Origin of the sequence: Paenibacillus sp. FSL R10-2736, from assembly GCF_038000245.1 — a bacterium.
GTDB classification, from domain to species: domain Bacteria; phylum Bacillota; class Bacilli; order Paenibacillales; family Paenibacillaceae; genus Paenibacillus_AQ; species Paenibacillus_AQ phytohabitans.
The window spans coordinates 6206436-6231916 of the sequence record NZ_JBBOBN010000001.1; the positions used below are offsets into that span (position 1 = coordinate 6206436).

Genomic DNA, 25481 nt, shown 5'->3' on the forward strand with positions numbered 1-25481 from the left:
AATCCGGCGACTTACAGATGCTGTTCTAACCAGCCATATTGTTGATCGAATCCTGTTCGGAGAATACTGAGATATGATCGACGGTACCCGTTGAATCCGGAATGATGAACTTGAGCTGATACTGCTTGCCCGCCTGGTATATATAAATGTCATCGCTGCCGTTCACGGAGGTAGCGTCCGGCTTGCCGAGGACTTCTTCAATCTGCTTCAGCGTCAGCTTCTGTAAGTCGGAGGCGCTTGAACGCACATCAAAGATTTGGCTGCCCTTGTTAAAGCCGATTACCACGTGCTTGCCGGCATACGTGGAATAAATGCCTTTGCCTGCCGATTCTTTGGTGTCCGGCTCTCCCCATGATGCTTCCACATCGTCAATAAGTCCGCTGTGTGCAGCATATTCCACGCCGGGAACCTTGCCCTGCTTGGCTAGCTGCAGCAGCTCTTTCAGCTGCTTGCTCAGCTCCTGCGGCGTAGCGGCCGACACGGCTCCTGCCGCTGCGCCAGGCTCTGCAGCCGCAGGTGAAGCGGCCGCGCCAGTGCCGCCTTGCGCAGCAGGAGCCGCGTCAGGCGCAGCTGTTGCTGCAGCGCCGCCAGCTTCAGCCGGCTCCGTGCCCGCCGCCGGGGCGGGACTCCCTTCCGGCTGTGCAGACGCCGGAAGCTCCGAGGCTTGCGCAGCCGCCCCTCCGGTATCCGCCGCATCCGGCTTACCGGAATTACAAGCCGTTAGACTGAGCATTCCGCCGAGTAGAATTATGCCTGCTATCGTTTTGAATGATGTGATCATGATGCCATCTCCTTCATAATAGGGAACTTCCTCTAAAGTCTAAGCTGTTACCCTATGACGCAGTGTCCCCGTTAAAGGTTGCACGATGCTCCTTCTCAGGCTGCTCCTTCTATAGAACATTTTTGGCATGGAGCAGCTGGGGAATGATGCTGCCGCGTGAAGTTGCAGCGCTGCTCTCACCGCAGAACGCCCCCAAAGCTGCATTACCGGATCTGTTGCATTTAGTACAATAGAACTCCCTAAAAATTACCCGGAATTCGATTCTACTGCACTTTCTGCAATTGAGAAGCATATTCGCTGCTCAAGCCCTTCAATTCAGGAATTATTTCCCTGCGGCACGCAACCTTCCTCCCGCAGCACGCATCTTACTAATAAAGGGAGGGGAGCTTCATCTGGATATTATAGAGAGAATCAAAGCCAGGGATGAGTCCGCTCTCCGCCAGCTAATGGAGCAATATGGGGATATGCTGCTCCGGACCGCCTGGCTGCTGCTGCGGGACCGGCAATCTGCCGAGGAAGCCGTACAGGATACCTTCATTCAGGCCTATGCCAAAATCGGGCAGCTGAAGGACCCTCAGCGTCTGAGTCCCTGGCTGATCACCATTGTGGTTAACCGCTGCCGGATGAGACAGCGGACATGGAGCTGGCGAAATATTTTTCCTGCGCCGGAGGGCGGGGCCTGGGTACAGAATGAAGCAGGCGCCTCCGCAGGCGCAGAAGAGCTGTTTATAGCAGAATGGCATAATCTGCAGCTAAGTGAAGCTGTAAGAAGTCTGGATTACATCTACCGCGAATGCCTGACGCTGTACTACTACCATGAGATGAGCATCCGTGAGATCAGCGGGCAGTTGAGATTACCGGACAATACGGTGAAATCCCGTTTATCCCGGGGACGGACACTGCTGAAGCAGATTCTGGAGAAGGAGGGGCATGTTCTATGAGCAGTGAACAAGAACACATCAAACGCCGTCTGGATGAAGAGTTGAGCAGCCTCTCCTTCAGCGGACAGGAACGGGTTCTGCAGCAGACTCACCCTACTGCACCGTTGGCCCGCCTGCGTGCACTATGGAATAAGGAGCTGGAAATTCCACTCAAGCCACTGGGTGCGCTATCTGCACTGTTAATCGCAGGAGCGCTGATCCTCTGCTACCCGCAGAGCGGGACCCCGGAACATGAAGCCCGTACACTGCCGGCACAGGGCCAGCGGGAACTGATTGAAGCCGGCGGCAATACGTATTGGAAAGACATTTATGAACAGGCGGTGAGACGCCATGAAAATTAGAATCAAGGTCAAACAGCTAGTGCTGTTCGTGCTGCTTCCGCTTACGTTGTTGATACTATTACCGGGTGTTCTGCAGCAGGCAGCAGCGCCATCCGTTCAGCCTGCAACCTCCGCCACAGCGGATACCGGGGCCAAGGCACGCCAGGAACTGCTGAACACTCTGAATTCCAGCAGCGGCAGCAAGCGTATGACGCTTATCCGTACCAGGATCATTGAGCCCGGCAATGCGAGGCCTCCATATCAGTACAATGTATATATCGGTTCTTCCTCAAGCCAGTGGAGCCAGAACAATAACGAAGAACCCCCTTCCCTACTGCTTCCCGGGGATAAGCTGCGGTTCCTGAGAGAGTATATGCTAGAAGGCCCTATAGACCGCTATCTGCTTACTGCGGCTAAACAGCTGGTCTATGAATATGATGTCCTGGGCACCGGAAGTGACGGAGACAAGGTCCTTACGGAGGCTATTGCAAGAATTAGCAGCAAATCCTCTTTGGCCAGAGAGCTGCTCCTGCTTCAGGCACAGCGGGCACTGAGTGCAGGGAATTGGGCGGCTGCAAAAGTGCTGCTCGTGCAGGCTGACTCCCCGGGGCATTATGGTGAAGAAGAATCAGATGCCCGTTCGGCCTGGCTGAGTGCACGGCTGCTCTTTGCAGAGGGAGACAGCAGCGGAGCGCTGAAGCTGATAAACAACGGTCTGGAGAATTACCAGGAGGTCCGTGACCGGAAGTATCAGGAGATGAACGATGGGAGTGGCGGGGACTCCCAAGACTCCAAAGACTTCCAAGGCTCCACGGGGGACTCTGCATCCGCACCGGAATCCTTTACAGCAGCTTCACAGTTTCTGGAGGAGCCACATTCTGAATCAGAGCGGCAACTGCTCCTGATGCAGAACGCTTTATTATCCGCTGCGGAAGCAGGAAACTCTGCTCCTGCCACCGTGTCAGGGACACTAACCTACAGCGACGGCACTCCGGTCTCCCGGGCAGGCATCTTCCTGCGGCCGGAGAGCGAAGTTAGTCATAGTGTGTTATATGGCTCGGAGCCATATGAAATCGTCACAGATGCACAGGGCCGTTTTTCCTTCTCAGGCGTTATTCCCGGCTATTATCAGATATTTCTGGGCCTGAGCTTTGAGCAGATCGACGGCTGGACCTGGCCTGTGCAGACGGATGACTGGATCGAGATCAAACCAAATGATCGTTTGACTAATAATATTATCCTTCAGCCTCTGCTGGAGCTGAAATCACCGGTAAATTCGCAGATCCTTACAGGAGATTCTGTAGAATTCGAGTGGGAAACTGTCCGGAATGCCGCCTCATACACTCTCAGCGGCACAGTCTCAGCGGAAGGCAGCAGCTTCAGTTATGTAATCCGCCAGCATATCACGGGTAATAAGATTTCCATCCCTGTAACAGAGCTGTATAGCAGCGGCGGCTTCTCCACCAGCAGCAGCGGAGAAGGCTGGGAATCGGTTGAGCCTTCGTCTCTGCTCGGCTTCGCCGATCCAAGCGGCCGCTTCTCGTGGAGCATCGAAGCCTATGATGAAGCTGGACGGGTGATTACCCGCAGCAATGGCTACAGGCTGAACGAGGACACCGTCGGCAATCTGCCTTTCTTCTATTTACATTCACGCAGTCTTACCGCTGCCGATCTGCTGGTTAAAGCGCAGAAGCTTGAGCAGGCACTGGAAGCGTACCGCCACGATTATGCCGGAGATCCCCAGGATGATCATGCGCTCAAAATGCTGGTTCATCTCATGACAGCCAAGGCTTCCTATACAAAAGACGAATACTTAGAAGCAGCAACGATACCTCTGCTAGTGAAGCTTGTAGAGTTGCGTCCGACTGCAGACTCTGTCTTCAACCTGGCGCTCTACTACTATGAGCAGTCCGACTGGAGAAGCTACAATCACTATTATTCCTGGTTTCTTGAGCTGCGTGAGCAGAAACCGCACAGCTATGATCAGGGAATTAACGCTACCGCGCTGATGTACCAGGGGGAATTGGACGAAGCCCGCAGGCAATTCGTCGCCTCACTGGAGGAGGATGGCAGCCACCGCTTCACCGGCAGCTATCTGGCTGCAGAGCTGGCGGCGGGACAGCCGCTGGATGACGTACTAAAGCTTGCTCAGCGTTATCCCCAGCATAGTCCCGGCTCCGGCACTGTTAACTGGGCGAAGCTGATAACCCAGATGAAGGCAGAGCGTACGGGACAGCCGGAGCTCTTTGACCGGCAGCTGGAACAGATGCTGGAGCTATATACAGCAAGGTCCGGGAAACTTAGGGAATGGACTGAAGAAAGCGGAGATTCCCCGCTGAAGACATTCATGAAGGCCGTTCTGGAGGTGGGCTAATCCACCTCCGGAGCAGGGCAAAGGGGATAGAACAGGAGCGGCAGCGCCGCCTGATCTATCCCATTTGCAGTTGGCTTATTCTATTCTTTTGGCTCAAACAAGATGGTCCAGTGCATTCTTCTTAACCACATAGGTTCCGGCCATCATATCATGCAGCGCCCGGTTGCGCCGGGTGAATGCAACGAATAGGCAATCGGCGACCACGACCCAGCCAAAGAACACATTCAAATTCGTGGCGAGCGGGGTCCAGTTGGCCAGACTGCTGGAAACCGCAGATAATTCCTCAGAGTTCAGACTCACAATAACCGCAAGAAAGCCGTTGACGATGAAGAAGAGATATCTAATCAAAGCCTGCTTCAGCGCCGGATATCTGCCATCCTCATTAATAATTCTTACCCCCAGAAGCAGTCTGCCCGGAGTGCCTCCATATTTGACAACCATGAACACATTGAAGCCTATCAGCAGCACAAACTGAATAAAAAGTGGAAACGCCGACTCCGCCGACTCTGCGGCAGAGACGCACAACCTGTTCAAAAAATACGTAGGAAGGGCCAGAATCAGAAAATCAAGGAAGCTGATCAGCACCCTTTTCCAAAAACCTACATAGTCATCCAAATCGAGCTGTTCCTCTACCCGCTGCTCCATACTGTTCCCCCTCAGTGTATAATAATCAATCCATAATATCCTTCCCGGTCTGTATGGCCTCCTCTAGCGTATTAGCCGGACCCGAGATATATCCCTCTCCGGCGGAAAGCCCGTAGCGCTCATCAAGATGGGTCAGCATAATCCAGAACTTATCCAGCTTCTGAGACGCTATAATAGAGCCAATCGAACGCCGTGACCGGTCTGCATCCAGGACCGTCAGAATTCCCAAGTAGTATCCGCCGCCATCCTTAAGCTTCACATCATAATGAAGACCTCCATCCAGTGTAAGCTCGCCGGTAAACTCACTGCTTCCGGGCACACCTCTCCATACTTCACCCCTCAGCCCGATTACGCTATGCTTCACGACTTCATTATTGGAGTAGATCACACCAGGGTACTCCCGCTCCACATGCTGCGGACGAAACCATTCATAGCCCAGGAATGCCACGATCAGTACTGTTATTGCGGACATTATCCATGATTTCCGGATCAGAGCTCACCCTCATCTCTACTATGAACTTCCAAGACATATTCGAGTAACTGGCATATACGCAACTTTCAAATAGATCCGGCGTCTATAACTGTATAATTTTAGTAAAGCAACAAAATTTTCGAAGGAGGACTACTCAAGATGAAAGTCATCAAATTTATCTGCCTGCCGCTGCTGCTGTTAATATTGCTGTCCGGCACTGCCCTGGCCGCCCCTGCTTCAGCTCCAACCATTACAGTAGAAATAAACAACTCCACGATAAGCACGGACATTCCCCCTTATCTCACACAAGGCACAACCATGGTCCCGCTAAATGTAGTGAAGCATATCCCGGGGATTACTGTCGCTTGGAACAATGGCACCAAGACGGTTACAATTGGCCGCAGCGGGGAAACAATCACACTGGTTGCGGGTCACAAGACTGCCCTGATTGGAAGCAAACCAACCGCACTGCCTGTCGCCTCGGTTTTGCTTAAAGGCAGAGTCATGGTGCCGATCCGCTTCATAGCAGAAGCCGCAGATGCGCATGTAGCCTGGAATGCTGCCACCCGGATTGTGTATGTCGCCAAAGCAGATGAGGCGCTGATCACTCAACTCCAATCTGCGAATCTGGGGGAAGCACGTACAGCAGCCCTTCATTTCCCCCGCGTCAGTGCGCTTAAGCAAATCCCTATCATTAATGAGTCACAGAATCAGGACTATTATTTCCCGGAAGGCACAGCGGGCCGGTTCTTCATTCAAGGCGGGCCTGGTATTTCGTATTATGAAATTACAGGTAATTATGCGGAAGAGATCTGGTCTGCCAAAATAGACTACAGTGTCCCATCCTCCGCCGGACTCTTCTTTATACCGTACAAAATTGTGGATCAGGCCGGAAAAATGCCCTCCTATAAGGGAAGCCTCGCGTTCTATCATCTGATGCTTCCGGTTATGGAGGCAACCTATGGATTCATTGATGCTACGGGTGTCTCCAGAACGGTCGGGCAACAAAATATGAATCTAAATGAGTTCTTTGAAATTCCAGGGGAAGCATCATCCTCTGTACAAAACTAATTACATCCAGATCGGTACCGCAAACGGAACAAGAATCAGCAGCAGCGCGGCGACACTCAGACTCCGGGTCCACACCGGCTTCAGCTTCTGATTCTTCTCCGATTTGTACCAGCCCTTGAACTGCCAATAGTTCCGGTACATCACTAAGAATATGAGAAAATTACCGATTACTGCAGTATACAAATACCCGGTCCATCCATATAACATTTTGAAGATCCACTGCTCCACACCCCCGAGTATACCTAGTGTCAGAACCAGCAGAACCACTAAACGCAGCATTTCTGCCATAAAACTTGCGAGTTTACTCATTTTGTCCTCCGAATCAACGTTTTCCAGTGCTCTTCTATAACTTCTATATTTACCCTGTTAATCCTGCTTCAGCAACAGCAAGCTCCCGGTATAGCTGCTGCCGTGAAGGAGTATTATCCCCTCGCAGTATCTGCCTGTGTTATATCCAACGCTGGAGTGATTATAGTATTCTGTAGAAAAGAACGTGAAGAGGTGTCCGGAATGCAGCGAACAGATGTTGTAATTGGAATCGATGGAGGAGGAACTCATACGCGGGTTATAGCCGCCGATATTGAGGGAAATGTACTAGCCTATTGCAAAAAGGGAAGCGCTTCCGCGTACCGGGACTCTGCCGCTCAGCATAACGTGAGGTCAGCGATTATAGAAGCGCTGGAAAGCGGCGGCATCGAGCCCGGCAGGGTCATCGGCATGGCTGCCGGGGTTGCCGGATATGACTCGCCGGAGGATTTGAACTGGATATTGCCGCTCACCGGGGTTCCGGAGCTGACTTGTCCGAGGTGGCATGTCAATGACGCGCTTATCGCCCATTACGGAGCACTGCTTGCGCAGCCCGGCATTATTGTCATCTCGGGAACTGGCTCCATCATTATTGCCATTAATGAAGACGGACGTTATTTACGCAATTATGATTTCCATCATTATGCCGCAAGTGCCGCCCGGCTCCTCTCATATGATACCGTCTTTGAAGTGCTGGCCGGTCACACAGATTCAAGCGATGAGCTGCTTGTCGCCCGGATGCTTGCGCACTGGAACGTTGCTGCAGTCTCTGAACTATATATGCTTGCAAGTGAAGGGTTTGACGATGACCGGAAAGCCCGGGACAGACGTTTTGGAGAATTTGCTCCTATAGTTACGGAAGAAGCGGAGCAGGGAAGCTCCACCGCCGTCCGGGTCTGCGGCAGGGCTGCAGAGCAGATTAAGACGGGCATCGGGCTGCTGGCTTCTTCTTTTGCGCAGCAGACCGTCCCGGTAGCCTTCATTGGCAGTGTGGCAAACAGCAGGTATTTCCAATCGGAATTACGCAGTTTACTGAAGAGCGGGGCCAACAAACAGTATAAGGTAGTAACGCCACAGCTCCCGCCCGAAGCAGGAGCTGTCCTGTATGCTTTGGAGCAATTAGGCCGGCCGGTCACGGAAAATATAATCAGCCGGCTGCAGCATAGCAGCAAGCTGCCTCAGTGAGCATATACGCAGCACGTGATTGCTACGGATAGACCTTCATCTGGCAGCTTCTAGTCTAGGCGCATCACAGCTCCACAGCCGCCTCTTTGGCGTTCCATATGACGGGAAGGCCAAAGAGCGGCGTCAAGCTGCCTAAGGGAATATACAATCGCCCGTTTACACTCCGCGAGGCCAGCATGGCCACCGTTTTGCCGTTCACCTTCGCTGTTTCGCTAAGCGGTTTATGGACCGCGGTGTGCTCACCTATTGTAATGATAAGCGCTCCGGTTCCCGCCTCCTGCTTCAGGGTTCCGCCAAGCAGGGCAACCGATTCGCGGAGCGGAACGAATACCCGTGAATTCTCCAGCAGGAAAGAATCCTTAACCTCCAGCTTTTCTCCATTGATAATAAAGACGCCCGCAATCATTGTCGGCCCGGTGGAATAGCCGCTCTTCACTGCGATGCTTGCCATATCAAGTCCTGAAGTAGTAATGATCACGGGAGTGTTATTGGCTACCCTTGGATACAGCCAGTGGATATCCTCATTATGCATCCGGATGCATCCGGCACTGACATATTTACCGATGGAGGCTTCATTATTGTTGCCATGAATGGCATAAGTCGTGCCGTAGGTATCGTTCACTTCCAGCCCCAGCCAGCGGTCGCCCAGCGGATTGGCCGGATCGCCTCCGGGAATCTTTTCTTTGTAATAGGGTCTGTTCTTGATTTTGACCACAATTTTGAAGCTGCCTTCAGGCGTCAGGCTCTTGGTCTTGCCGGTGGCGACCGGAAAAACCTTCTCCAGCTTACCGGCGCTGAAATAGGCCAGCTTATTCGTCTTTTTGTTCACAATAATCAGATCTGAGGATGATGATGACGCTGCTGCGGCTGATCCTGTGAAGCATGCTGTGAACAGCACTGCGAACACAAGCATAAGCTTGATGCTCCTTGGAACATAAGTTGTAGTCAGGCTGATACGCTCACGCAGATTCATGGTTGCCCCACCTCCAGGTTATGGGTGATACTGGAAACTCTTTTCTACATAGACGTCAGTCTGCCGCATTAGTTGCACAGCAGCTTGTACCTATTCATATCAACTCGTCCGTGCGGATTTGAAGCAGAGTTTGCACAATTGTAACCGTTCAAGCGGTGCGTCGTGTGCGGTTTCATGAGGATGAATATTAAGTGCCTCCGCCAGAGATAATAAGCCCGCATGACCATTACAGCACCCGCCAAGGAGGCCATTTACTTTGAATTCAAACCATTCCAGCCAGATCAGCCAAAGCGAGCAAATCATCCAGCAGTTGATGACACAGACCCAGCAGGGCACGCAGAATTATCAGCAGCTTCTGCAGCAGGAGCAGGAGCATGCCGCCAAATTGCAGGAGCTCAGCCAGCACAGCAATAAGGCCATTCAGATGATTCAGCAGGCATTGCAGGGCCATCAGACCGCTATGCAGCAGCTGCAGCAAGTCTCGCAGTTAATCAGACAGCTGGAGCAGATTCCGCAGACTGCCGGCTACAATACAGGTGGTATTCAAAGATTCAATACCGAACAACAGGGCTTTAATACAGGAATTCCAAGCTTCAGCACTGGTAACTCTGGCCAAAGCTATAGCACAGGCTCGGGAGGGTATAATTCTTCCTTCAGTCCGTCCTTCACTTCCAATAGCCAGCCGGTAAATTCACTGCATAGCCCAATTAACTCTTCAATTAACTCTTCATTTAACCCGCAGCCGCTGCATACACCCATGCAGACAAACCATTCCTACGGTTCTCCGATGAATCAGGGACGCAGCTTCCAGCAGTAATATAAGTTCGGAATAAGCTGCTCAAGACAAAGGGGTTCTCTCAGGCCGCACCAGCGGCACTGCGGGGAACCCCTTCTTTGTATCTGCACTTCGCGTCTGGGCATTCATACATATGCATGTTAGACTACCAGCCGTCCTCTCTTCTCCGCGAGGCCAATCGTTGCCTCTACGCCGGAGTTGAATTCCAGGTAGTCGCTCTCGACTCCATCACTGAAGATTACCCCGTCCTCCGGCATCTGCGAAGTAATTCGCAGCGGCATACGGCTGTTGATCCTGCCGAAGACCAGATCGGCTGAAGTCGTCCGGCTGGGAAAAGGCTCCCGTACCGTAAAGTAGAGCTCCGGATGATCCCAGGCCAGCTTGAGCGCCGCGCCGTTTTCCTGCGGTCTGCCCCCATGGACAGACGCATGTGCTTCCAAGCCCGCCGTTACCGTCACCTGTTCCGCTGCCTGCCATTGCGCCGTCTGGCTGACAATTCCCGCTGCTCCGGCGAGAACGCTTTTGAGCCAGCCGGTGGAGCCCATGCCGGTGGAGACAATAATCCCGCTGGAGGACTGCTGCTCCAGCGTGCCGTTCAGTTCAAGCTGATAACGGGCCGAGACGTGGGTCCGGCGGCCGATGAACAGATCGTTGACACCGTAAAGACTCTGGCCGTCATTCAGCTCTGCCCTGGCAAGGGTAACCTCGCGTACCTGCCGCTGGCTGCGGAGCACCTCCGGCACCAGCTGCCGCAGGTCCTTAACCGTGAAGGGCAGCAGCACACCATCCCAGCGCTGCGGATCCGGATTCACACCGATCAGCGGCTGCTCCCGCAGGTATTTCAGTGTATTGGCGACCAGACCGTCCTGCCCCAGCACAACTACTGTATCCCGCTCTCCAAAAATAAAGTTAGGCACATGCTGCCGGTCCAGAAGCTGCAGCCGGCCGGCCGCGCTCAGCTCGGTTACGGCAGCCTCTACCGCCTTGCGGTAAGTGAAGTCCTCGCTCAGATAATCGCTGAAATCGGCCCCCAGCCGTTCAATATAGAACTGGGCCTGCTGGATCGTATTGTAGCGGACCACCAGTTCTTCCAGGCGCGTCTTGCGCTTGATCAGAATAATCTTGTTCTCGGATACCGGGCTGCTCATCGTACGTTGCCTCCTCTTGCCGCGCCCGCCCCGTTACCCGGCGATCCGGCCATAATTCCCTGCAAAAGATCCGGGGTAATATTGAGCTGCCCGATCTTCCCGGCATTCTCAGCCAGCTCCTGGAACGCGATGGCAATCAGCTTATCCGGATTCATGCCTACATTCGTCAGTGCCTGAAGTACACCAGGTGCTACGCCCTGGAGCGAATTCATCACCGCCGACAACTCGTAGGCCTTGGCATCCGCTTCCGCTCTCTGATTCGCTACTGTCAGTTCAATCAGCTCCTGCTTTTTCTCCTCCAGCGCAGTATCGAAGCTGAGCTGCTCCTCCTTCATCTCATTCTGCTTCTGCTTCACCGAGCGTTCGGCATCGAGCTGGGTTTCGCGGATCTGCCGCTTCTTCGTCTCCACGGCGATCTCCGTATTCAGCTCATTCTCCTTCACCCGCCGCTCCTGCTGAATCGAGGCATTGCGCCGTTCATATAGCGCATCGTCGGCGCTGCGGAGAATCTCTTCGCGGGCCTGCGCCTCCAGCGCGCGCAGCGTTTCCTTATTCGGCACGATTGCCAGAATGGACAGCCCCATCAGCTCGATGCCCAGCTTCTCTATCTCCGCACTCTGTCCGATTTCGAGCGTAATTGTCTTAGCCAGACGTTCACTCGACTGAATGGCTTCCTTCAGCGGCAGCTGCCCGAGCTGCTTCTTGGTCAGCACCTTGGCGATATTGATCACCCGCTGGGCCAGCTTGTGCGGATCATCGGAGAGGTAGGTATTCTTCCGCAGATTATACGTATAGTTAAGAATCTGTGTAGTCTTGCGGTAATCCACGATCCGGTAGGTCAGCTGCCCCTGCACGGTCACCGTCTGATAATCAGCCGTAATTTCCTCGAACATGAACGGTACATCAATCGAAGAGACCGGCACCACTACAACCGAGGTCGTAGGCGCGTAATAATGGAAAGAAAGTCCTACACCTTCCTGCACTACCTTACCGTTCTTCACCTTAAGGACATATTCACTGGGCTGGAACTTTACGAAGCGGAATCCGAACATGGTCATTACCTCCTGCTGTTTTTATTTTAGCGATTGATATTAACTTAATGTTATTATTAAAATGTTATTAACAATATCTTAGCAGACTTTAATGATATTATCAATATGTTAATAACAAAAATCCGCAAAAAAAACACCTCACTCTCCAAAATGGAAAATGAGGCAGGTGTAAGTAAGTTACTTTACAGTGACCTTTATCTTGACGGTTTTGCCGCCGTATTTCACGGATATGCTCGCAGTGCCTTTGCTGTTGGCTTTAATCAGCCCGTTTTTGCCGGTAGCTACAAGCTCCTTGGTGGAAGCCCAGACTGCTGTCTTGGATACATCCGATTCACTGCCGTCCTCAAAAGTAGCCGTTGCCGTCAGCTGCACCGACTGTCCTGCACTCAGCGTAAGATTCATCTGGCTGACCTCGAGATATTTCAGCACATCAACGGTTACGGGGACCTTGACGGTTTTGCCGCCGTATTTGGCCGTCACATAGGATTTGCCGTAAGCCACTGCCTTAACCGAGCCGCCTGTAACTGTGACGATCTTATAGCTTCCGCTTTTCCACTCCGCCTTGTCCGTCACATCCTTCGTTTTGCCATCGCTGTAAGTGATGCTTACTGTGATTTTGGCCGTATCGCCGGATTTCATCGCCAGGTTGGTCACCGATGCTTCGATGACAGTGATCTGATCCACTTCAATGTTGACCGTCACTTTCTGCCCTCCATAGGAGGCGGTGATCGCCGTTTTGCCCTTCAGCACTCCGGTTACAAGACCTTTCTTGACCGTAGCGATTGTAGTCTTGGCCGAGCTCCAGTCCGCATCCGCCGTTACATCACTCTCTACCCCGACGGAATCGGTGGCAGTCAGTGTAATCTGCTCCTTGTCTCCGGCAGACATCGTAATCAGGCTCACATTGGCAGCCAGCTCATCCACAAGGCCCACATTCACGGTAATGGCCGCCTTCTCCGTACCTATTTTGGCGGTAATCACCGCTGTGCCTACAGAGAGGCCGGTAATCAGACCGTCCTTAACCTCGGCAATCTTCTCATCGCTGGAGCTCCACTCCACATCACTGGTGATCGTCTTGTCGCTGCCATCACTGTAACTGCCGGTAGCCTCGGCCTGATAAGTCTCGTCTTCCTTCAGTTCAATGGTCTTGGCCTGCAGCGCCAGTTTGTCCGGTGTGCCTGCGGTGATTTTGACCGTTGCCGTCTTGCCGCCGTAAGCGGCCGTAATTACAGCACTGCCTGTAGCATAGGCGGTAATGGTTCCTTTGCTAACATCAGCTACATCCGCATTATCTGTAGTCCACACTGCATCCTCTGTGACATCCTGTGAAGTTCCGTCTTCATAACTGGCCATAGCCGTTACTGCTTTGCTCTGGTCCTTGCCGAGGTTCAGCTTGCTGACCGTAAGATTCAGGCGCGCAGCTGTTTCGACACTCACCGCAATGGTGAGGGTTTTGCCGCCATAAACGGCGGTAATTGTAGTTTTGCCGGACTTGTAGCCTGTAACCAGACCTTTGGTCACGATAGCGATATTCTCGTCAGCGGTGGACCAGACTGCGCTGTCTGTCACTGTGCTTGGAGTGCCGCTTGCATCCAGGGCAGTCAGCACTAGCTGTTGAGTTCCGTTCAGGCGCAGGTTCAGGCTGTCGTTGTCGACGCTGAGCTTATTGCTTTTACCTACAGCAGCTGTTGCAGTGACTGTCTTCCCGCCATAGACCGCCGTTATCGTCACGTTGCCCTCTGCGTAGGTTGTAATACTTCCTTTATCCACATAAGCCACAGCTTCATCACTGGAGCTCCAGGTTGCCTTGCTGGTTACATCCGTTACCGTACCGTCCGCAAAAGTCGCCTTGAGCACAAGCACCTTAGCAGCATCCACCGCAAGATTCAGACTAGTTTCACTTAAGGCCAGATGTCTTGCCGTTCCCACATCAACGGTAACCGTGGCCGCCGCTCCATTATAAGTTCCTGTAAGGGTCGCCGTACCTACGGAATAACCGGTGATCAGGCCTTTGCTGATCAGAGCGATGCTCTTATCGCTTGTGGTCCATACCGCACTGCTTGTAATATCCGATGAGGACCCGTCGCCTGCTACGGCAGTCAGCACAAGCTGCTTCGTACCGCTAATCTGCAGGAATACATTATCATCGCTGGCTACCAGTTTGCTTACGGCTCCGACTTCGATCTGGGTCGAGGTTTCAAGTGTGCCGTAGACGGCAGAGATTGTTGCGGTTCCAGCCAATTTATAAGTAGTGAGGGATCCTTTTTTGACAAAAGCCACAAGCTCATCGCTCGAACTCCATGCCGCCTTAGAAGTGACATCCTCGGTGCTGCCATCGGCATAGGTCGCCGTCAGGGTAAGCGCATGGGTGGAGCTTGTTTTCAGGCTAAGCTGTTCTTCGCTCAGATCCAAATACCGGGCCACCGCAACATCCACATCCACCTGTACAGACTTGTCGCCATAGGTCGCTGTAATCGTCGCCGTTCCGGCTGTGTAGCCGTAAATCTTGCCTTTGTATACATAAGCGATACTGGAATCGCTCGAACTCCAGACCGCAGTGCCGGTCACATCTTTGGTCGTCCCATCCGGGTAGACTGCGGTGAGTTTAAGCTGCTGAGCTTCTTCCGTCTTCAAAAAAACACTCTGATCATCCACAACCAGCTTACTGGTCTGGTCAACCGTTACCTCTACTGTGGTAGTCTTGGTGCCGTATTTGGCGGTGATGACCGCCGTTCCCTGCTTGTAGCCGGTAATGACGCCCTTAAGGACATCGGCCACCGATTCATCACTGGAGGACCAGGCGGCCAGGGACGTTACATTCTCCTGCGTGCCATCCTGGAAAGTAGCTGTAAGCTTAACAGCCGAGCTGTCTTTCAGCAAAAGCGCAAGCTCCGGCTGATCCGCTTCAATCCGCTTGGCCACCTCTACATTCACTGTAACGGTGATGGTTTTTTTGCCATATACGCCTGTGATTGTGGCTGTCCCGGAGGAGATCCCTTTGACTGCACCGTTCACTACGGTTGCTACCGCAGCATCGTTCGTGCTCCAGACTGCCTTGTTTGCCACCGTGGCGTCCGTTGTATTATCCGAATACGTTGCGGTCAGAATAATGCTGTCCGACTCGGCTTTGCGGAGATCCAGGCTCTGGACATTCTGCGTCAGGGCTTTGACCTTCTTGGTTACAGTAACCGTTGTGGCCTGGGAGAACTTCGTGCCGTCACTATATGTAAATACCGCAACAATCGTAGCTGTCCCTTCCGCCTTGGCCGTCACAATCCCGTTATATACGGTGGCTACCGCTGGCTTATCGCTGGACCAGTCACTGTTAACCGTCACGTCGCCTGACGTGCTGTCGGAATAGACCGCAGTAGCTGTTAGAGCCGAAGTCTCTTCCACCGCAAGCGTAAGTTCACTTACATTCAGCACAATTTTGGAGACCGTTACCGTGGTGGCTGCCAGCGCCAATCCCCCGTTAGTCAATACCAGAAGCAGCGGCAATGCCATCAGCAAAAACCGGAAAAAGCTGTTTTTCTTCAATCTGTTATCCTCCTTGGTGAATTATGATTTGAATCTCTTATCGACATATTCTGACTTTTAATTCAGGTACTAAAGACTTAACTTTTTTCTTATAACAACGGTAATAAATCTGTTATTTATCTATGTATTTACACAATCCGCGGAAAAAGAACAGCTCTAAATACACCCTGCTCAAGAGATAGGCTTAATGCATCATAACAACCCAAACTGAATGTAGTCTGAATAGCCTCATTCTTTTTTAATAACCTGAAAATTCACAGCGGATATCCGGTTTTGCACAAACTCTAATCACCTTTGCACAAACTCGATTCTTCTTTGCACAAACTAAATTCCAGCTTTGGGTTTTGTCCATTGAGTAACGGATAGTTATCATCTATGATCATTTCAACGAGAATGATTATCATTATTGGTAATCGATATAATTGGGAGGCCTACTTACAATGAACAAGGCAAGACAACCTTTCGCTATCCTGTGCATCATCTTCCTGATGAGCACCTTACTGCTCGCCTGCAGCAGCACCAAGAATGACGAAGGCAACGCTGCAGCTAACACAGCTGCCGGCAATACCGCTGCAACCGCTGCTCCAACCGCAGAAGCTACTACAGAACCGGCAGCCACAACACGCTCTTACACCGATTACAAAGGCCATACGGTTGAGATTCCTGTGAACCCGCAGCGGATCATCTACTCCGGGGAAACTTACGGCGATCTGATTGCGCTGGGCGTACAGGCCATCGGCTATCCGCTCTCCATGGCTGATGGCCAGGTATTCAAGGACAAGCTGACCGGGGTAGAAGATGTCGGCTTCCCGATCAACCTGGAGAAGACGCTTGAGCTTCAGCCGGATCTGATCATCTATGCCGGAATTGAAGAGGCTGATTTCGATGCCTTGTCCAAAATCGCTCCAACCATTATCTTCGATACCTTCGCCCCGCTGAAGGAACGGATGCAGGAAATCGGCGGTATCCTGGGCAAAACAACAGAAGCAGAAGCCTGGCTGGCCCAGTACCAGACGCAGGAAGACGCCATGTGGGCCCAGCTTAAAGCTTCAGGCATGAAGGAAGGCGAAACCGCCGCAGTCTTCACTTACTATCCGGGCGACAGACTGTTTGTAATGGCTACAACCGGCCTGTCACAGGTACTGTATGGAGAGAACGGATTCAAGCCTACTCCGGCGATCCAAAAGGTGCTTGACGCCGACATGGGCTTCCAGGAGATCTCGATGGAGGTTATCCAGGAATACGCAGGGGACCGTATTTTCCTTCTGACGCCGGTAGCTGACGAAGCCAAGGCATCGACCGACAAGCTGCTGGAAAGTGCAGTCTGGAAAAGCCTGCCGGCCGTTAAGAACGGCTATGTCTACACGCAGGACATCATGAAAACCTCCAGTGATGCCACCACCAGAGAATGGCTGCTGGGCGAAATCCCCGCCATGCTGAATAAGTAACGATTACGCATGCAGACAGGACGAATATTAAAAGCAGCTTATCAACTAATGTTGATAAGCTGCTTTATTTTATATACAATGAAGTTTATTGATAATCGTTCTCAATATACATATAAATTCAACTGCCTTGAAAGGAGTGCTGAGCCTTGAGACAGAATGCCCTGAACCCGGGACTCCCCCCTGAACCCGCACTTGCAGCGGCTCCGGCCCTGCCGGCAGTTCCGCTCCGCTCCCTGCTGTTTCAGCTGAAGGGCATTGAGATGGTAATCCAGAGTGCTGACACTGTGTCCGCTGTGCAGACTGCCGGTCAGCATACACTTCTGATCTTTACCGGAGGCCGCGGTGAACTCTGTATCGGGGAGCAGCCGGCCCTTTCAGTACATGCAGACAAATGTTGTCTGCTGTCCCCCGGAACTTCCTACAGTACGGATAACGCGGAAATGACACTATACTATTATTTGATATCCTTTGCCGCTATCGCGGCTGGAGATTCCCCTGCTTCCTATACAGCTGAATTGCTGCCCGGCCGGAAAGAACTAATCGTCCACCCCTTCACCCGGGTGATCCGGCTCGCGGAAGAGCTGCTTGCGAACCAGGGCAGCGGGGACGAGCTCCAGTATTTCAGACAGCAGCTGCAGTTCCAGGAGCTGCTGCTCCTGCTGTTTGAACATAATTACTCCACCCGCCAGCTGCCCAGTCCCGCGCAATCCGTGGAGAGTACAATTCAATTCCTGCAGGATCATTATATGGAGAGCATCACGGTGAAGCAGCTTGCGGAGCTGGCACAGGTCTCTCCCTGGCAATACACCCCTATCTTCCAGAAGCTGACCGGCAAGCGGCCGCTCGATTATCTGACTGATCTGCGCATCGGGCACTCCAAGAACTATCTGCTGGAATCCGCCGAGCCGCTGCGCGAAATCGCCCGGCGGGTGGGCTTCTCCGATGAATATTACTTCAGCCGCCGCTTCCGGCAGAAGACGGGAGTCACGCCCGGGCAGTATGCCCAGGCCCAGCAGCGCAAAGTTACCGTCAAGGATTGGACGGGGCATGAAGTGGAAATTCCGGAGCGTCCGAAGCGGATTGTCTACCACGGAGAGACACTTGGGGATTTGCTGGCGCTGGGAGTCAAGCCGGCCGGAGGCGATGAGGCCTTCGCACGGAACAGCGTCTATAAGCACCGCGTCAAGAATCTGGCCAATGTCGGCTTCCCGCTGGACCCACAGCTGACCCGGCTGATCAGCCCTGACCTGATCATTATTGCGAATTCGGACGAGCGCGCCTATACGCGCGTCTCCGGTATCGCCCCGACCCTCACCTTCGATTCGTTCGCGCCGCTCGAGCATCGGCTGCGGATACTTGGCGGGTGGCTCGGCAGGCAGCGCGAAGCAGAAGCCTGGCTGGAGGCCTACCACGCCAAAAACGCTGCCATGTGGCAGCGTCTGTACGCAGAGGGGCTCCAGACGGGAGAAACCGCCTCCGCGCTGGTCTATGACCATGGCAACCGCCTGTTCGCTATGGCGATGACCGGACTGTCCACGGCCCTGTATGCTCCCGGCGGCCTGCAGCCGACGGCAGAGATTAAGGGCCTGCTGGACCAGGGGCTTGGCTTCGGCGAGGTGGACCCGGCGAAGCTGCACAGCTACGCGGGGGACCGCGTCTTCATGCTCATCCCGGAGCGCGAAGACTCGCGGGAAGCCATGGAGCAGCTGCTGCGGACGCCGCTGTGGAACAGCCTGCCCGCCGTACAGGAGGGCCGCGTCTATATGCTCGACGGCGCCAAATGGAATTCCGGCGATGCCCTGACCCGCGAGCGGCTGCTGACCCTGCTGCCCAGGCTGCTGGGGGGAGCGGGCGGGTAGGCGGGTTCGGGAATTCAGAGTGACTGGAACCTGGTACAATATCAGAACTAAAGAAGTGAGTCCATTTAACAATGCAGCAACTGCTGTATTCCGTTCCAAATGGAAATTCAGTGATAGTTGTATAATGTGCAATTAAAAACAGCGAAAAGAGAGGCTTGCCTCATATAAGTGCAATCTGTACAACTAAAATTACCCAAATGAGTGAAAACAATCTACAAACAGCTATTTAATTGCACGAAATACAACTAAACGGATAATTGGGTGTATATCAGACGATTTAGTTGTACAAAGTGCACTTATGCATATCCCTTACCGCACACACCTAGGCATATACCGTAATCGGATCATCTCAGGCCATTAGCAAGCGATTTACCAAAATGGTTTTCACTAAATAAATCTGACGCTACACCAGGAGCTGCCCTAGATCGCCTGAATTCGTATCTCGGCAGAGTTCGTACAATAGATTTCTTCCTTTCAGCCACAATCGGGGACGATCCCTAGATTCTGTTGCAGTAAATACATTAGAATGCCTTTGCAGACCCTTAAAACCCCGATTCTGTTGTACAAAATACGATCAGCCGGCTGTGAGGTTAGTCCGGAGTGGCTTGGAGTTGGCTTGTAGCTTGTTGGTGCTGGTTTGGAGCTTGCTTGGAGCCATTTAGAGCTGGTTTAGAGCCATTTTGGAGCTTGTTTAGAGCTGGTTTCGGACATACCGGAGCCCCGGAGCTTGGCCGGAATATGAAGCTTGCCGGATTCACCCGGAGCAGTCCCTTAACTCCACCGCCCGCCCCTTTACAGCTCAAATATCTATTTCGCCGCTTCAGGTGTAGAATACCTGATCTTCAGCACCAGAATGCCCCGGTCATGCATGTCAGAGGGCAGTTCTACAATCAGGCCTTCACCGGCCCGGCTCCACTGCAGCTCTCCGTTCCAGCCCAGCAGCTCCACCTGCAGAATCTCTCCGGCGAGCTGCTTGGAGCGGTTGCCCAAGGTCCCGATCACTGTCGTTCCGCCCTCGGGCCAGCCCATAACAGAGGCATAGAGCAGCTCCCCGCCTCTGGCGGTGAAGCGGATATCCTGCGGGGTGAACGGGCTGCGCTTCGTATCGTTAAATGTTCCGCTGACGATCTGCGTCGGGCCTTCACCGTATACCTTCCAGGGCCGCGTTCCATAGATCGCCTCCCCGTTCACCGCCAGCCAGTCTCCTACCTCCAGCAGCAGCTGCTGCTCTTCTTCAGGAATCGTCCCGTCCGCACGCGGTCCGACATTCAGCAGCATGACGCCGTTCTTGCTGACAATGTCGACCAGGTCGCCGAGTATATCTCCCGAGGTCTTATATTTGTGGTCGGCAATATGGCACCAGGCGGTTTCACCTACCGAGGTGCAGGTCTGCCAGACCTCCGGATTAATATCGGCCAGCTGGCCCCGCTCCATATCATAGACGGCGGTTCCTTCGGCAAAAGCATCAAATTTATAGTTGATGACTGCCCCCTGGCCCCATTCGGCAGCCTTGTTGTAATAGTAGGCGGCGAGCTTTTGCAGATAAGGCTTGAAGACCGGCTGCTCGATCCACCAGTCGAAATAGACCAGCTGCGGGCCGTAACGGTCGATCAGGTCGCAAGTGCGGACCAGCCAGTCGTCCAGAAACTCCTCATTCGGCGGCAGAATCGGCAGCGGATACGCCGGATCACCGTAGCAAGGCTGCGCAGGACCGTACAATTCCGCGTATTTCGGGTCCTGCACATCTGAAGGCAGCTCGCGGCCTCCGTTGTAGTACCACCAATTCTCCGCACGGTGGCTGGAGACGCCGAAGGTCATATAATGCCGCCGCACGGCTGCGCCAAGCTCGCCGATAATGTCTCTGCGCGGACCCATCCTGGCAGCGGTCCACTCCGAATAAGGGCAGTCATACATGGCGAAGCCGTCATGATGCTCAGCAACCGGCACTACGAACGCGGCACCGGCGCGTTTGAACAGGGCAGCCCACTCCTCGGCATCGAATTTCTCCGCCGTGAACTGGGGAATGAAATCCTTATAGCCGAATGTATCCGGCGGGCCATAGGTCTTCAGATGATGCTCATACACCTCAGTGCCTTCCCTGTACATATTGCGCGCATACCACTCTGTCCCGAAGGCGGGTACAGAATACACCCCCCAATGAATGAAAATCCCAAACTTCGCTTCCTCGTACCAGCGGGGAACGGAGTACTCCTCCAGAGACTTCCAATCCGCTCTAAACGGGCCGTTCTCTACAGTATCCTTGATCTCCAGCTTCTTCTGTCTGCGCAGCTCATGCAGCGATGGTTTTGACAAGGAACTCACCTCTTCTATGGTTTGAGAATCTTGCGGACGGCTTCCAGCCGCCCGGGGTCAACCGGCCTCAGCGGATCGCCGTCCTCCCGGACAGCGGAACCGAAATGCACCCGGCGGACAGCCGTCCGGGAGATGAAATCCTTCAGGCCTGCAGCATTCAAGCCGCTGCCTGCAAGGATGGAGAGCGAAGAACCGGCGGACAGCCGTTCCAATACGGCAATCCTCGCCATACCCTCAGCGGAAGTAGCCTTATCGCTGCCGCCGGAGGTCAATATATCCGTAATCTGCGGATACCGCTTCAAGACTTCAAGCGCCTCAAGCTGATCCCGCACCTCATCAAAAGCCCGGTGATACGTTACCTCCATCCCGCCCGCAGCATCAAGCAGCCGGACCAGCAATTCTTCGTCCACGGTCCCGTCACTGCGGAGCATGCCCGTGACCAGGGACAGTCCGCCCACTCCGGCAATATGCCGGATATCGCGCAGCATCGTTTCCGCGTCGGATGGGTCATACCGGAAGGAACGCGCATGCGGCCGTACCATTACTCTTACGGGAATGCTGACTGCCTCCCGCACCGCTTCAATCAGCCCAAGGCTGGGTGTTAATCCGCCTTCACGGATTCCGGTAATCAGCTCTATCCGGTCCGCTCCATAACGTTCAGCGGTAACTGCATCACTTACTGTCGTGGCTATAACCTCTAACAGCATAGTTCACTCTACTTCCCTTCCTTGTTCATAATCATCCGTGCCGCGCCGATCATTCCGGCATCATTGCCAAGCTCGGCAGGAAGCACCTTAATGGACAGCGGTGACACGGCGGCAAGCCCGCTCATCCAGGCATCCCACCATAAGGCATGGGATTCCGCGACTCCGCCGCCAAGAATAATCGCCTCCGGGTCCATGAAAGACTGGATATTATGCACGGCCAGGCTCAGGTCGTGCATATATCTCTTCATGGGTGCAGCCGCTGTGGCGCTGCCTGCGGCGAATTCCGCCAGCAGTCTGCGGCCGTCCCAGCCCTCCGCGGCTTCTGCTCCCAGCCGGCTAAGCGCCCTGCCGGACAGATAATGCTCGGCGCAGCCCCGCTGCCCGCAGCTGCAGGGAATTCCTCCGGGATAGAGCACCATGTGCCCGATCTCCCCGGCCCCGCCCTGTCTGCCTGAGATAGCCTCAGCATTATGAATAACAGCTCCGCCGACACCTGTACCCAGCGTCAGCATTACATAATGCTCCAGCCCCGCAGCCGCCCCGCGCCAGCCTTCGCCAAGAGCGGCTGCATTGGCATCGTTGCCAACCGACACAGGCAGCGCGAACTCCTTCTCCACAGCTTCCCCCAGGCGCATGCCGGTCCAGCCCGGCAGATTCTCCGTCGCATAGAGGACTACGCCTTCAGCCGGATCTACCCGCCCGGCGGTGCCTATGCCAATGCCGCCGATCCCGTATCCGCAGTACACTAGCTCTGCAATAATCTTCTTCAGCGCAGCGAGAATCCCTGCTGCCCCCTCGTTCACAGGCGTAGCGGTACTGCGGCGGGCAACAATCTCCCCTTGCCCGTCCACCACTGCCGCCTTAATGAAGGTTCCGCCGATATCGGCCCCGATATAATAGCGGCTCATCCTTCGGCCTCCGTTGTTGCGCCGCCCGCCTTCTCTTTCATCGCCTTCACATAACGGGCGGCTATCCACTGCGGACGGGTAATCGCCGAGCCCACGACGACGAAGTCCGCACCCAGCTCCAGCGCCGCAGCCGCCTGCGCCGGCTCGGATATCCCGCCTTCGGCGACTACCGGCACCTCCAGGACAGCGGACAGCCGTTCCAGCAGATCCAGATTCGGCAGCGGAGTTCCCAGCGTCTCTGCGGTATAACCGCATAGCGTAGTCGAGATGTAATCCGCGCCCCATCCGGCCGCCTGCACCCCTTCTTCGAAGGTCGCAATATCGGCCATCACCGGTATCCCCGCAGCCTTCAGCGCGGCAAGGGTCGCCTCCAGCGTGCGCCCGTCCGGCCGGAGCCGCCTGGTACCATCGATGGCCACAATATCGGCCCCGGCCGCATGGACGGCAAGTGCATCCTCAAGCGTCGGCGTAATGTAGACCTCACTGCCTTCATGCTGTATTTTGACCAGTCCGATCAGAGGCAAACCGGCGGCATCCTTAATCGCCCGGATATCCGCCAGCCCTCCGGCACGGATACCGGCCGCCCCCGCTTCCTTCGCCGCCATCGCCATCGCCACCATATGATGGCTTCCGAACAGCGGCTCGTCCTCCAACGCCTGGCAGGATACGACCAGACCCTGATAGGGAATGAGACTCCCTGAGCGTTTTTCCATACCTCCCACACCCTCCCTGCATATCATTTTCGCGTATTACACGGCTGCCCTCTTAACATTCTCTCATTCTTGCACCTTAGTCTACCAGCCTCTTAAGTCTCTTAACCCTTAACCGCCCCGCCCACCAGACCTTTAATAATGAAGCGCTGGACAAACAGGTAGAGAATGATGATCGGCAGGGCCACAAGTGCAGCACCGGCGAACATCTGCGGCCAGTTGGTGTTGTATTGGCTTTTGAAGGCCATGAGGCCCACGGGCAGCGTACGCATATCCGGCGAAGACAGATAGACCAGCGGATTGAAAAAGTCATTCCACGAGTTGATCGCCACCACGATAATACAGGTCGCCGTAATCGGCAGCGTCAGCGGAAAAATAATCTTCAGGAAGGTCCGCCAAGGTCCGCACCCGTCCACCAGCGCCGCCTCCTCAATTTCACTTGGCACGGTCTTGAAGAAATTCACATAGAGGAAGATCGGCAGGGCCAGCCCGGAAGCAATCTGGATCAGCGACAGCCCGACATGCGTGTTGAGCAGATGGATCTCCCGCAGCACCAGGAACGCCGGAATCGTGCCGGAGAAGGCCGGAAGGATCAGCCCCATCAGGAAGAAGGTCGACATCGCGTCCGATTTATATCTTTTGCCATGATGCAGACCGTAAGCGGCCAGCACCGAGACGCCAATGGCGGCAGCGGTTGTCATCACCAGCACCAGAACGCTGTTCCCGAAATACGGCAGCAGATTGCCGGTACGGAACGCTTCGGTATAATTGCTCCACTGCGGGTCTTTGGGCAGGCTGAGCGGATTGATCGTTGACGGTGTCTGCAGCGAAACCGAGATCATGACCGCCATCGGAACGAGTACAATAATGAGCGCGATCATCAGCACGGTGTAAATAGAGGTTTTCTGTAATGTAGTCGTCAATTCGCCACCTCCAGACGGCTGAGCAGCTTCATCTGCACAAAGGTTACAACCAGAATCATCACGGACAGGATCATCGCCATCGCGGTGCCGTAGCCCATCTGCGAGGTTTTGAAGGCATATTGATAGATCATAATCCCGAATGTCTGCGTGGAATTGGCCGGTCCGCCTTGCGTCATGATGAAGACATGCTCGAACATTTTCATACAGCCGATCACCGACAGCACTGTGTTCACAATGACCGAAGGAATCAGCAGCGGCAGTGTAACTTTCCAGAATTTGTTCCACGGTCCTGCGCCGTCAATGCTTGAGGCTTCATATATTTCACCCGAAACGGATTGTAGTCCAGCCAAGTAGATCATCATCGAGTAGCCTGTGTACTGCCAGACCATGACGAGCGCAATCGCGTAGATTGCTAAGGAAGGATCACCGAGCCAGTCCAGCTGTGCCAGACCCTTCAGCCCGACTGCGGCAAAAAACTTCGGCAGAAATCCGACCATCGGCGCATACATGTAGCTCCACACATAGCCGATTACAACGGTGTTCAGGATAACCGGGAAAAAGATAATCGCCCGCATCCACACAATGCCCTTAAGCTTCTGGTCGAGCAATACGGCCAGCAGAATTGATGCGCTATGCTGCAGCACGATGACTACAACGGAGAGAATCGCCATATTCTTCAGCGCCGTCAGGAGCAGCGGATCACGGAAGGCTTCGCGGAAATTCTCCAGCCCGACCCAGTCGGCCTTGAATGAGAAGCCGTTCCAGTCGGTGAAGCCGTAATACAAGCCGCTGAAGATCGGTCCGGCAAAAAACAGCAGGTAGATCAGGAGCGCCGGCGCGATAAACAGCAGGTAATTGCGAAAATTCATGAATTTCATCTTCTGCCTCCATCCCTCACCCCAAATTTGGGTAAAAAAAAAGAAACCTAAGCGAAAGACAGGGTTGTCCTTGATCTGAGCTTTCGCTTATTCTCTTGTGTTGTGTGTGTTCTATAAAGATTAAACATTAAGAA

General features: G+C 53.9%; 22 protein-coding genes. 8 read left to right on the forward strand and 14 right to left on the reverse strand.

Annotated elements, in window-relative coordinates; genetic code table 11:
- Positions 1–25 precede the first annotated feature (25 nt).
- Positions 26–781: a YjgB family protein gene (locus NSQ73_RS26580; protein ID WP_340988874.1), complete on the reverse strand. Its 756-nt coding sequence runs from the start codon at positions 779–781 to the stop codon at positions 26–28.
- 464 nt (positions 782–1245) lie between these two features.
- Here NSQ73_RS26580 and NSQ73_RS26585 point away from each other — a divergent pair, with 464 nt between their 5' ends.
- Genes NSQ73_RS26585 through NSQ73_RS26595 form a run of 3 tightly spaced genes read left to right on the forward strand, consistent with a single transcriptional unit; the run spans position 1246 to position 4416 of the window.
- The gene (locus NSQ73_RS26585; protein ID WP_445669627.1) at positions 1246–1722 is read left to right on the forward strand and encodes an RNA polymerase sigma factor; all 477 of its coding nucleotides are present in this window, start codon (positions 1246–1248) and stop codon (positions 1720–1722) included.
- The gene (locus tag NSQ73_RS26590) at positions 1719–2063 is read left to right on the forward strand and encodes a hypothetical protein (RefSeq protein WP_340988876.1); all 345 of its coding nucleotides are present in this window, start codon (positions 1719–1721) and stop codon (positions 2061–2063) included. Before NSQ73_RS26585 ends, NSQ73_RS26590 begins: the two co-directional genes overlap by 4 nt.
- Positions 2053–4416, forward strand: a complete 2364-nt coding sequence (locus NSQ73_RS26595) for a carboxypeptidase-like regulatory domain-containing protein (RefSeq protein ID WP_340988878.1) — start codon at positions 2053–2055, stop codon at positions 4414–4416. Before NSQ73_RS26590 ends, NSQ73_RS26595 begins: the two co-directional genes overlap by 11 nt.
- Before the next feature lie 93 nt (positions 4417–4509).
- Here NSQ73_RS26595 and NSQ73_RS26600 read toward each other — a convergent pair whose 3' ends face one another.
- Together NSQ73_RS26600 and NSQ73_RS26605 are read right to left on the reverse strand one after the other, a co-directional pair.
- Positions 4510–5061: an RDD family protein gene (locus NSQ73_RS26600; protein ID WP_340988880.1), complete on the reverse strand. Its 552-nt coding sequence runs from the start codon at positions 5059–5061 to the stop codon at positions 4510–4512.
- A gap of 25 nt (positions 5062–5086) precedes the next feature.
- A complete protein-coding gene (locus NSQ73_RS26605; RefSeq protein ID WP_340988882.1) occupies positions 5087–5533 on the reverse strand; it encodes a hypothetical protein in 447 nt (148 codons plus the stop codon).
- Positions 5534–5692: 159 nt separating this feature from the next.
- Between NSQ73_RS26605 and NSQ73_RS26610 the strand changes: the two genes are divergently transcribed.
- Entirely contained in the window at positions 5693–6604 is a 912-nt protein-coding gene (locus NSQ73_RS26610; RefSeq protein ID WP_340988883.1) for a copper amine oxidase N-terminal domain-containing protein, read from the forward strand.
- Here NSQ73_RS26610 and NSQ73_RS26615 read toward each other — a convergent pair whose 3' ends face one another.
- Complete coding sequence (locus NSQ73_RS26615) at positions 6605–6913, reverse strand: hypothetical protein (protein WP_340988884.1); 309 nt, start codon at positions 6911–6913, stop codon at positions 6605–6607. It lies immediately after the preceding gene.
- Positions 6914–7114: 201 nt separating this feature from the next.
- Between NSQ73_RS26615 and NSQ73_RS26620 the strand changes: the two genes are divergently transcribed.
- A complete protein-coding gene (locus NSQ73_RS26620) occupies positions 7115–8095 on the forward strand; it encodes an N-acetylglucosamine kinase (RefSeq protein ID WP_340988885.1) in 981 nt (326 codons plus the stop codon).
- A gap of 64 nt (positions 8096–8159) precedes the next feature.
- Here NSQ73_RS26620 and NSQ73_RS26625 read toward each other — a convergent pair whose 3' ends face one another.
- Positions 8160–9068, reverse strand: a complete 909-nt coding sequence (locus NSQ73_RS26625) for a L,D-transpeptidase family protein (protein WP_340988887.1) — start codon at positions 9066–9068, stop codon at positions 8160–8162.
- 256 nt (positions 9069–9324) lie between these two features.
- On the opposite strand from NSQ73_RS26625, the gene NSQ73_RS26630 reads away from it, so the two are divergent.
- The gene (locus NSQ73_RS26630; protein ID WP_340988889.1) at positions 9325–9885 is read left to right on the forward strand and encodes a hypothetical protein; all 561 of its coding nucleotides are present in this window, start codon (positions 9325–9327) and stop codon (positions 9883–9885) included.
- A gap of 119 nt (positions 9886–10004) precedes the next feature.
- Here the strand turns inward: NSQ73_RS26630 and NSQ73_RS26635 are convergent, their stop codons facing one another.
- From NSQ73_RS26635 to NSQ73_RS26645, 3 genes are all read right to left on the reverse strand, one after another.
- Positions 10005–11012 (reverse strand): sugar kinase, encoded by a 1008-nt coding sequence (locus NSQ73_RS26635; RefSeq protein WP_340988890.1) that lies wholly within the window; start codon positions 11010–11012, stop codon positions 10005–10007.
- Positions 11009–12064: an SPFH domain-containing protein gene (locus NSQ73_RS26640; protein WP_340988892.1), complete on the reverse strand. Its 1056-nt coding sequence runs from the start codon at positions 12062–12064 to the stop codon at positions 11009–11011. The genes NSQ73_RS26635 and NSQ73_RS26640 overlap by 4 nt, the downstream gene beginning before the upstream one ends.
- Positions 12065–12241: 177 nt before the next feature.
- Entirely contained in the window at positions 12242–15601 is a 3360-nt protein-coding gene (locus tag NSQ73_RS26645; RefSeq protein ID WP_340988894.1) for an Ig-like domain-containing protein, read from the reverse strand.
- A 440-nt stretch (positions 15602–16041) separates the two neighbouring features.
- Between NSQ73_RS26645 and NSQ73_RS26650 the strand changes: the two genes are divergently transcribed.
- Together NSQ73_RS26650 and NSQ73_RS26655 are read left to right on the forward strand one after the other, a co-directional pair.
- The gene (locus NSQ73_RS26650) at positions 16042–17049 is read left to right on the forward strand and encodes an ABC transporter substrate-binding protein (RefSeq protein ID WP_340988896.1); all 1008 of its coding nucleotides are present in this window, start codon (positions 16042–16044) and stop codon (positions 17047–17049) included.
- A 146-nt stretch (positions 17050–17195) separates the two neighbouring features.
- On the forward strand, positions 17196–18908 hold the full coding sequence (locus tag NSQ73_RS26655) for a helix-turn-helix domain-containing protein (protein WP_340988897.1): 1713 nt from the start codon (positions 17196–17198) through the stop codon (positions 18906–18908).
- Between the two features lie 807 nt (positions 18909–19715).
- Here NSQ73_RS26655 and NSQ73_RS26660 read toward each other — a convergent pair.
- The 6 genes from NSQ73_RS26660 to NSQ73_RS26685 form a co-directional block, all read right to left on the reverse strand.
- Complete coding sequence (locus NSQ73_RS26660; protein ID WP_340988899.1) at positions 19716–21230, reverse strand: alpha-L-fucosidase; 1515 nt, start codon at positions 21228–21230, stop codon at positions 19716–19718.
- Positions 21231–21235: 5 nt separating this feature from the next.
- Positions 21236–21928, reverse strand: a complete 693-nt coding sequence (locus NSQ73_RS26665; protein ID WP_340988901.1) for a copper homeostasis protein CutC — start codon at positions 21926–21928, stop codon at positions 21236–21238.
- Between the two features lie 8 nt (positions 21929–21936).
- Positions 21937–22836 (reverse strand): ROK family protein, encoded by a 900-nt coding sequence (locus NSQ73_RS26670; RefSeq protein ID WP_340988902.1) that lies wholly within the window; start codon positions 22834–22836, stop codon positions 21937–21939.
- Positions 22833–23549, reverse strand: coding sequence for an N-acetylmannosamine-6-phosphate 2-epimerase (locus NSQ73_RS26675; RefSeq protein WP_340988904.1), 717 nt, complete (start codon positions 23547–23549; stop codon positions 22833–22835). The genes NSQ73_RS26670 and NSQ73_RS26675 overlap by 4 nt, the downstream gene beginning before the upstream one ends.
- A 101-nt stretch (positions 23550–23650) precedes the next feature.
- A complete protein-coding gene (locus NSQ73_RS26680; protein WP_340988905.1) occupies positions 23651–24469 on the reverse strand; it encodes a carbohydrate ABC transporter permease in 819 nt (272 codons plus the stop codon).
- Positions 24466–25347, reverse strand: coding sequence for a carbohydrate ABC transporter permease (locus NSQ73_RS26685; protein WP_340988907.1), 882 nt, complete (start codon positions 25345–25347; stop codon positions 24466–24468). Before NSQ73_RS26685 ends, NSQ73_RS26680 begins: the two co-directional genes overlap by 4 nt.
- Positions 25348–25481: the final 134 nt, after the last annotated feature.

Coding starts and splice junctions, on each gene's coding strand:
- NSQ73_RS26580 (WP_340988874.1), bottom strand. CDS start 781: ATGATCACATCATTCAAAACGATAGCAGGCATAATTCTACTCGGCGGA.
- NSQ73_RS26585 (WP_445669627.1), top strand. CDS start 1,246: ATGCTGCTCCGGACCGCCTGGCTGCTGCTGCGGGACCGGCAATCTGCC.
- NSQ73_RS26590 (WP_340988876.1), top strand. CDS start 1,719: ATGAGCAGTGAACAAGAACACATCAAACGCCGTCTGGATGAAGAGTTG.
- NSQ73_RS26595 (WP_340988878.1), top strand. CDS start 2,053: ATGAAAATTAGAATCAAGGTCAAACAGCTAGTGCTGTTCGTGCTGCTT.
- NSQ73_RS26600 (WP_340988880.1), bottom strand. CDS start 5,061: ATGGAGCAGCGGGTAGAGGAACAGCTCGATTTGGATGACTATGTAGGT.
- NSQ73_RS26605 (WP_340988882.1), bottom strand. CDS start 5,533: ATGTCCGCAATAACAGTACTGATCGTGGCATTCCTGGGCTATGAATGG.
- NSQ73_RS26610 (WP_340988883.1), top strand. CDS start 5,693: ATGAAAGTCATCAAATTTATCTGCCTGCCGCTGCTGCTGTTAATATTG.
- NSQ73_RS26615 (WP_340988884.1), bottom strand. CDS start 6,913: ATGAGTAAACTCGCAAGTTTTATGGCAGAAATGCTGCGTTTAGTGGTT.
- NSQ73_RS26620 (WP_340988885.1), top strand. CDS start 7,115: ATGCAGCGAACAGATGTTGTAATTGGAATCGATGGAGGAGGAACTCAT.
- NSQ73_RS26625 (WP_340988887.1), bottom strand. CDS start 9,068: ATGAATCTGCGTGAGCGTATCAGCCTGACTACAACTTATGTTCCAAGG.
- NSQ73_RS26635 (WP_340988890.1), bottom strand. CDS start 11,012: ATGAGCAGCCCGGTATCCGAGAACAAGATTATTCTGATCAAGCGCAAG.
- NSQ73_RS26640 (WP_340988892.1), bottom strand. CDS start 12,064: ATGTTCGGATTCCGCTTCGTAAAGTTCCAGCCCAGTGAATATGTCCTT.
- NSQ73_RS26650 (WP_340988896.1), top strand. CDS start 16,042: ATGAACAAGGCAAGACAACCTTTCGCTATCCTGTGCATCATCTTCCTG.
- NSQ73_RS26665 (WP_340988901.1), bottom strand. CDS start 21,928: ATGCTGTTAGAGGTTATAGCCACGACAGTAAGTGATGCAGTTACCGCT.
- NSQ73_RS26670 (WP_340988902.1), bottom strand. CDS start 22,836: ATGAGCCGCTATTATATCGGGGCCGATATCGGCGGAACCTTCATTAAG.
- NSQ73_RS26675 (WP_340988904.1), bottom strand. CDS start 23,549: ATGGAAAAACGCTCAGGGAGTCTCATTCCCTATCAGGGTCTGGTCGTA.
- NSQ73_RS26685 (WP_340988907.1), bottom strand. CDS start 25,347: ATGAAATTCATGAATTTTCGCAATTACCTGCTGTTTATCGCGCCGGCG.